Source organism: Neptunomonas sp. (genome assembly GCF_016744175.1).
Lineage (GTDB): Bacteria > Pseudomonadota > Gammaproteobacteria > Pseudomonadales > Balneatricaceae > Neptunomonas.
Map to the genome: position 1 here is coordinate 1 of NZ_JADGEV010000081.1, position 8,079 is coordinate 8,079.

The window sequence follows — 8,079 nt, forward strand, 5'->3', positions numbered from 1 at the left end:
CAGTAGAAAGCTGATGAGCAGCTTTGCACTTATATTTAAGTTGTTAATTAGCTTCAAAAAAATCTCCAAATAATCGTGTTTAGCGATTTCGTTATGTATGTTTGAAGTCAGTATAGAAGAAAAGTATAGCTATCGTTGTTAGTTATGTTTTATGAGGTATATCGAACCTATAGAGATCTGGTTATATCCCTTCACTACTGTACTACTAGTGAGATCATATTTTTCACCATCTGCCGTAAATAGATGATGAAACCTACGTATAAGCATGACAAATATTGAATGTAAACTATGCTTATGGAGCGCATGTAAATGCGTTTTTTTATTGTGTGCTGTTAATGAATAGCGCTGATAAATATATAAACAGTCATTTTTTGAAAGGTTTTCATTTGCTCAGTAACTATTATTTAGGAAAGCGTTTGAGTTACATGCCGTATAAGCTCGTGCGATATTTATCGTGTAGGCTACTCGCTATATTTTTTATGATGTTCACTGGCTCGTGTGCGGTAGCGGCAGATATGGAGAGTCGTATTGGCCACCAAAATCTCACGTCTAGTGTGTGGGATAATAGCCGGTGGGCATTGGATTTATCTTCGCGCTTTACGCTAGATAAAAATAATGATCACTTATCTAGCCAGCATGTCATTGGTTTTGACTTTCATAAGGTTTTTACTGGAAAGCATGGAGACATCGCTACGCTAGTGTTTCAGCCTTATTGGGTACGTTTAAATGCTGTGAATAACCCCGCTTATTTCTTTGATGGTGGAGATGATTCTGAGGTTACATGGCGTATAGCGAATATTAACTTTACAGGGCTATCTCGTAGCGCTTTGAATTTTCGAGTGGGTCATTTTGAAGTACCGTTTGGGCTAGAAAAAAACATAGACACCAATGGTACGTTGAGGCAGTACTCGTTCAGTGACAGAGGCGTTAAGGCTGATTGGGGTGTTTCGGTGAATGGAGTGTTGGCGCAATTTGATTATGAAGTTGCGTTGACGCGAGGGTCTGGAAACAATATATCAGGTAGAGATAACCCTCATGTATTTGCTGGGCGTATAGGGACCCCGTCAATGGGAAATACGGTTGTCGGTTTTTCATGGTTTAATGGAAAAGTGCTTGCTGCTGAAGGAGCGATAGCGCGTAAACGTTTAGGTATTGATCTAGTACATTACTATCGCCAATGGGAGGTATTACTAGAAGTTTCAGGTGGCAATAATAGTGGCTTTGATAGAGCAAGTGCTATAGCAGAGTTATCGTGGCGAAATCCTATGGAATCGCTACATACTTATTTACAACTAAGGCATGCTAAGCAAGAACATTCGGATACTTGGCAAGCGCTGAGTAGCGTATCATTAGGCGTTCAATGGGAAATTAACAGGTATGTTAATGTAAGCACTGAATGGTTTAAGGAGTTAGATGCGATTGTTGGTCAGGAAAAAGCATCTAAGCTCACTGCTCAGTTACGCGTGAGGATATAGTGTTGGATACTTTCGGGAATTATTTTTCACAGAGCGCTCGATTAAAAGTACTCGTCGCGATAGTCGCTTTTTTGGTGAGCATTCCGGTGTCAGCTGCGTTTTGTTCGTTAAGAGATCCTGTTATTGCTATTCAGAGCCTCTATCCTGAAGCGACACAACATCGGTCGATTATTCGTCCTATTAATCAGAAAATGCGGGGTGAAGTGGCTAAACGCTTGCCCTTTACCATTCACCATAATGAAATTGGTAAGCATACTCTATATCAAGTTTTGAAGGGTGCGGCTTCTATTGGGTTTGTTCAAGCCCGCTCAGAGCTATCGGAGTGGGGGCTTATTGAAATTGCCTGGGCTATTAGTTCCGACATGAAAATTGAAAGCTTAGCTTTCCAGCGTTGCCGTAGTCCTGAATGTAACGACACGCTAAAAAATGAGATAGAAGCTGTCATACAAGGAAAGTCATTTGCTGAGTTATTATTGCTGGTAAGCACTGATGGACAATCGTTAAGCGAACAAGCAAAAGAAGTTTTCTTGACGAATCCTGCCATGCACTTATTGATTTTGAGCTCAGCATTGAAAACGCTCGCAATCACTGAGCTGGCTTGGGGAGATGTTATTTCTGCACAGTCACAATAGCACTATTGCGAAAGCTGCTACGACAAGAGGGCTATTGCAATGAGAATAAAAGGTTATCTTGCAACGGTAATTCTTGCTTGCCTAGCGGGAGGTTACCTTATTGAGTTGCTATTATCGCATCAGTTTCGTTTAGCGCATGAGGCCTCTGAGCAACACATGCAAACTGTGTTGTGGAACAAAGATATAGAATCATTAGCAATCGATGTTTCACAGTACCTTATTACAGTTGATTTGGTGTTGGGCTCTGGGCAAACTTATTTGGTGAGAGGGGGCGTGAGTAAAGGTGGTTTCATTGTGAAGACCCTTGATAACTTAGGACGTCAAGAAGCTTCTATCTCTTTACGTGCTGAGTTGTCGGAGATGGCATCTATTATAACAAGCATGAGCCTCGATTTAGAAAGAGCGGCGGTTCTTTCTGATGACAACCGTGAAGAGCAATTATCTTACCTACTAGCTACGTCAGATCGAGTGAGCGAGGTCATAGTTGAGCGTCTGAGCGGCTTGCGTAATCGCTCCAAAGCAGAGGTTAACGGTAGTCTTCAACGTCAAATAGCAGAGAGAAGTAATGTCACGCTAATCCAATATTTAAGCTGGGCGGGATTCTCTTTCATGGTGCTGTTGCTATGGTATTGGGCTAATCGGCAAATATCCAATCCTTTGCGACAATTGAGTCAAATGGCAAGAGATGCGGAAGCCGGCGAAGTGTTTGTTGGTGTTTCTAGTGGTCCCAAAGAAGTTGTAGAGCTTAGCAATAACACTCGACGATTAACTAATTCACTCGCGTACCAAGCGAGCCATGACGCACTGACTGATTTAAATAATCGTCGAGAATTTAGTCGAGTGTTAGCCCGTTACTCAGATACAGCTAGTGAGTCGGTAACACATGTGCTGTGTTTTGTGGATTTAGACCACTTTAAAGTCGTTAATGATACGTGTGGGCATGCTGCCGGAGATGAGTTATTAGCTCAGGTGGCGCGTCTGATTCAAGTGTGCGTAAGAACAACGGATGTTGTAGCCCGTTTAGGGGGAGATGAGTTTGCGATACTATTAACATCTTGTGATGTTTCTGATGGACGTATCATTTGTAATGATATCCGCAAGGCAATTGCTGATGTACGTTATCAATGGGAAGAAGAAGTTTATCGTATAAGTGCTAGCATTGGATTGACATTAATTGATGCGAGTAAATCGTCGATAGAGGATATATTTAATGCGGCTGATACGGCGTGTAAAGTAGCGAAAGATTCGGGCCGTAATCGTGTGCATACATTTGATGTTGGCGATGCAACCTTAGCAGATAAGCGCCATGAAATGCTGTGGATAAACCAGATAAACCATGCATTAGATATGAAACGTATTGTTTTACATCGACAGTCTATTATTGGATTGCACCACAATAGCAGCGCGGATAAGCACTATGAAATATTATTGCGACTAAAGGCTTCAGATGGTCAGCTTATTTATCCAAATAAATTCTTACCTTTGGTTGAACGTTATCATCTTGGGCCACGTTTAGATCGCGAAGTGGTGAGTGCAACATTTGATTGGCTGGCGACGCACCCCCAAGAGCTAGAAGCATTAGGTACTTGCGCTATTAACTTGTCAGGGCAGTCTATTGCCTGTCCAGATTCTCTCAATTTTATTATTAGTAAGCTGAAGCAAGCAGGACTGCCTGCTGAGAAAATTTGCTTTGAAATTACCGAAACAGCGGCGATTACTGATCTTGAAAATGCTCATCAATTTATTGCTGGGCTCAAAGCTCTTGGGTGCCAATTCGCTTTAGATGATTTTGGGAGTGGGCTCTCATCATTTGCTTATTTGAAAACACTGGATGTAGATATTATTAAAATTGATGGGATGTTTGTTAAGGATATGATGACAGATGCTGTCAATTTGGCCACGGTAAAATCGATCAACGATGTAGCAAGAGCGTTAGGTAAACAAACCATTGCAGAGTTTGTTGAAAGCGAAGAGATAGCTAACGAATTAGAAGCGATAGGGGTAGATTTTGCGCAGGGGTATTACTTCAATAAACCTTCTTTGCTGGTGGATTTGGCGCCTTGATTTTGTGATGGTATATGAGATTAAAAGGGGCATTTTGATAGAAAAATGACCCTGAGTGTTTGTGGTGTATTAACTTTTTTTCAATGCTAAATAGTTGTTGATGCCTTTAATCTGATCTTCAGGGTGATGATTGACATATAGCACCGAGGTTTCGCTACCAGCACAGATTTTTTCTATTAATGCTAATACTAATTGGCGGTTCATATCATCCAAGCCAAGACATGGCTCGTCAAGAATAAGCAGCGCTGGGTGTTTAACCATTGCTCGTGCAATTAATAATAAACGCTGATCTCCGTAGGAAAGCTTATTAAACGGCGTATCAGCACGGTCGCTCATTCCTAATAAAGCTAGCCACTCATCGGCAATCTGCTTCTGTTTGTCGGTAGATTTCGTGTACAAACCTATGCTGTCGTAGAAGCCTGAAATAATTACATTACGTAAGCCTGTTCCTACCTTGTATTCCCACTGTAGGGCGGTAGAAACGTAACCAATAAACTGTTTGATCTGCCAGATGCTCTCACCACTGCCGCGCTGAAAACCAAACACGAAAATGTCATTTACATAACACTGTGGATGGTCACCGGTAATGAGTGACAGTAGACCGGTTTTTCCGCTGCCGTTGGGCCCGCTCAATTGCCAGTGTTGGTTACGCTCGATAGTCCAATCCAGCGAATCAATGATCTTGTGGCCATCATAGGTAATATTGATAGCGTTGAGTCGTACAAGCGGCTGGGTTGGATCTAACTGTGGAATGGCGGTTTCAGGATCGGCTGCCGGGACTTGTAGATCAGTGGTTTTTAAATGTAATAATTGGTAAAGCTCGTTGTATGCTTTGCTGTCATTACGGTCGATCTTATGTTGCAAGCGTCCATGATCGACATAGGCGATATGAGTTATAAAGTCAGGAAATTCATCAAAGCGATTGAGAACCATAACCATCGGTACCGTTTCTACCAGTGACGCTAAATACTCTTGCAGCATTTCAAGGGTATGCACATCCAGCCCATCGAATGGCTCATCAAGGATCAACAAGTCGGGTTCGCTTGCTAAGGCACGGATCAACATGACTTTGCGGGACTCGCCTGTAGATAGCTTTCGAAATGCGCGCTCTACTAATGACTGCAGAGCAAACTTCTCAACTAGCTCATCGATCAACTTTTGATTACTGTCGCCGGGGTTAAGAATCTCATGTACAGGAGTTCCTTCGGCGATAACATCCATGATGTCAGCATCATCTTTTTTTAACTCGGCCTCAATCAACTCTGCTTGGGCTTCAAAAGAAACCAGACCTACTTTTGCAGGAAGTCCTTTGATACTGCCTGATAAGTTGTCGCCGGCACCTGCTAGAACGGCTGCTAGTGCAGACTTACCAGAACCGTTGGCGCCAGTAACGACCCAATGTTGGCTATCGTTTAGCTGCCAGTTGAGTTCATCCAATTGAAAGCGGTCGTCAAAGTTAACGGTTAGGTTGTCCAAGCTAATGTTCATAGGTTTAGGTGTCCGGTGTTCGGTATCAGCGTGTGGGATGAGGGTGTTTACAAAGCTTAAAAAAAAGGCCAGGAGATGAGTCCTGGCCTTGTGTCACCTGTAACAAGTTACAGGCAAGATCTAAATCAAACGATCTTTTTCATGTCAGCCATGTGGCCACGTAGAGTCGTACCGATCGCTTCAACTGGGTGAGCGCGCAGGGCAGCGTTCACTTCGATCAAACGAGCATTATCAACACCGTTGTCGTCTACAGCTAGGCCTCTACCAATGACATCAGTTTTGATATCTTTCATGAAGTCAGCCAATAGTGGCAAACAAGCATGGTTGTATAGGTAGCAACCGTATTCAGCTGTATCAGAGATAGTCGCGTTCATCTCATATAACTTCTTACGTGCAATTGTGTTAGCAATAAGTGGAGTTTCGTGTAGAGACTCGTAGTATGCAGAGTCAGCAACGATGCCTGCAGCTGTCATTGTTTCGAAAGCTAGTTCAACACCCGCTTTAACCATAGCAACCATTAGGATGCCGTGGTCGAAGTATTCTTGCTCAGAAATTTCTACATCGCCAGCAGGTGTTTTCTCGAATGCTGTCTCTGCTGTTTCTGCACGCCATCCTAGTAGGTTAACGTCGTCGTTAGCCCAATCTGCCATCATAGTACGAGAGAAAGTACCGTTGATGATGTCATCCTGATGCTTGTTGTACAGCGGACGCATAATCAGTTTAAGTTCTTCTGACAGGTCAAATGCTTTGATTTTAGCTGGGTTAGACAAACGGTCTAGCATGTTAGTTACGCCGCCGTATTTAAGCGCTTCAGTAACTGTTTCCCAACCAAACTGTATTAGCTTAGATGCGTAACCAGCATCAACGCCTTCTTCGATCATTTTGTCGAAGCATAGTAGAGAACCGGTCTGTAGCATGCCGCACAGAATAGTCTGTTCGCCCATCAAATCAGATTTAACTTCAGCGATGAAAGAAGACATCAATACGCCGGCTTTATGGCCGCCAGTACCTACAGCGTAAGCTTTAGCCAAAGCCAAACCTTCGCCTTTAGGATCGTTGTCTTCATGGACAGCGATTAGTGTAGGTACACCGAAACCGCGTACGTATTCGTTACGTACTTCAGAACCTGGGCACTTAGGTGCAACCATGATTACTGTTAAGTCTTCACGAATCTTCATACCTTCTTCAACGATGTTGAAACCGTGAGAGTAAGATAGGCAAGCACCTTGCTTCATCAAAGGCATGATGGCATTAACAACAGGCGTGTGCTGCTTATCAGGTGTCAGGTTAAGAACAACATCAGCAGTAGGGATTAGTTCTTCGTATGTACCAACAACGAAACCGTTTTCAGTAGCACTTTTCCAAGACTGACGCTTTTCAGCAATCGCTGCAGCACGCAATGTGTAAGATACATCGCAGCCGCTATCACGTAGGTTCATACCTTGAGCTAAGCCCTGAGCACCACAACCGATAACAACGATTTTTTTACCTTTTAACGCTTCCACACCGTCTGGAAACTCAGAAATGTCCATGAAACGGCATTTAGCCAGTTGCGCTAGCTGCTCACGCAGAGGCAGTGTATTAAAGTAATTATTTGGCATGACTGATAGTTCCGTGTAATTAAGTACCTGCTGAAGCAGCAGGTACTGAAAATTTAGATTAATTGCCGTGATAAACGAAAGGCTGGCTGCTGCCAGTGCTGGTTTACAGGCTAAAATTCAGAGGGGCATATTATACACTTCCCACTCCTGAAATTTAATAGCGCCATTTTATATAAAAGCTTATCTTGCGTATATTGATATATTTTCATCATAGTGATGCGTAATATGCAATGTTAGATTTGTGAGAGCTTATACTATGAAGTTCGAGTGCTGAGTTGGCACTCCATAGGACTGGCTTCTGGTTCTGTTTGTATTATGAGTAGGTGGTTACAGTGTAAGCAGTCATCGTTGCGTACATAAGATTGAGGGTTCTCTATGCCTTGCCATTCTGCATTTCAAAAACTCCGCAGCCGGGTTGTTCCCGCGTTAAAAGTAGAAGTGCAGGAATATCGCCATATTCAAACAGGTGCGATACATTATCATTTTGCTGCGGATAACCCTGAAAATGTATTTTTGGTCGCATTCAGAACGCCACCTACCGATTCACGTGGTGTCACTCATATATTAGAGCACTGCGTTCTATGTGGAAGTGAAAAATACCCTGTTCGCGCGCCGTACTTCATGATGCGCAAACGCTCTCTAGCCACGTATATGAATGCATTCACCAGTGCTGATTGGACGGCATATCCTTTTGCTAGCCAAATTCATAAAGATTATTTTAATTTACTCGATGTTTATCTCGATGCAGTTTTCTTTGCCACGTTAAACCCACTGGATTTTGCACAAGAGGGTCATCGCTTAACGATTAATGATGACGGA

General features: G+C 42.9%; 6 protein-coding genes. 4 read left to right on the top strand and 2 right to left on the bottom strand.

Features of this window, described 5'->3' with window-relative positions; genetic code table 11:
• Nucleotides 1-479 precede the first annotated feature (479 nt).
• From QZZ55_RS19520 to QZZ55_RS19530, 3 genes are read left to right on the top strand one after another with little or no spacing between them, the layout of a single operon-like run.
• Nucleotides 480-1,475, top strand: coding sequence for a hypothetical protein (locus QZZ55_RS19520; RefSeq protein ID WP_293269095.1), 996 nt, complete (start codon nt 480-482; stop codon nt 1,473-1,475).
• Nucleotides 1,476-1,477: 2 nt separating this feature from the next.
• A complete protein-coding gene (locus QZZ55_RS19525; RefSeq protein WP_293269096.1) occupies nt 1,478-2,107 on the top strand; it encodes a hypothetical protein in 630 nt (209 codons plus the stop codon).
• Nucleotides 2,108-2,146: 39 nt separating this feature from the next.
• Complete coding sequence (locus QZZ55_RS19530; RefSeq protein WP_293269097.1) at nt 2,147-4,171, top strand: EAL domain-containing protein; 2,025 nt, start codon at nt 2,147-2,149, stop codon at nt 4,169-4,171.
• Between the two features lie 69 nt (nt 4,172-4,240).
• On the opposite strand, the gene modF is transcribed toward QZZ55_RS19530, so the two are convergent.
• Nucleotides 4,241-5,659 carry a molybdate ABC transporter ATP-binding protein ModF gene (gene modF, locus QZZ55_RS19535; protein WP_293269098.1) on the bottom strand — a complete coding sequence of 473 codons (1,419 nt, stop codon included), beginning with the start codon at nt 5,657-5,659 and terminating at the stop codon, nt 4,241-4,243.
• 125 nt (nt 5,660-5,784) lie between these two features.
• Nucleotides 5,785-7,260, bottom strand: coding sequence for a ketol-acid reductoisomerase (ilvC, locus tag QZZ55_RS19540; RefSeq protein ID WP_028469575.1), 1,476 nt, complete (start codon nt 7,258-7,260; stop codon nt 5,785-5,787).
• A 375-nt stretch (nt 7,261-7,635) separates the two neighbouring features.
• Here ilvC and QZZ55_RS19545 point away from each other — a divergent pair.
• A partial coding sequence (locus QZZ55_RS19545) for an insulinase family protein (RefSeq protein WP_293269099.1) occupies nt 7,636-8,079 on the top strand: 444 nt, incomplete at its 3' end.

Excerpts from the sequence above, each read along its gene's own strand:
- QZZ55_RS19520 (WP_293269095.1), top strand. The coding sequence starts at position 480 with ATGATGTTCACTGGCTCGTGTGCGGTAGCGGCAGATATGGAGAGTCGT.
- QZZ55_RS19530 (WP_293269097.1), top strand. The coding sequence starts at position 2,147 with ATGAGAATAAAAGGTTATCTTGCAACGGTAATTCTTGCTTGCCTAGCG.
- modF (WP_293269098.1), bottom strand. The coding sequence starts at position 5,659 with ATGAACATTAGCTTGGACAACCTAACCGTTAACTTTGACGACCGCTTT.
- ilvC (WP_028469575.1), bottom strand. The coding sequence starts at position 7,260 with ATGCCAAATAATTACTTTAATACACTGCCTCTGCGTGAGCAGCTAGCG.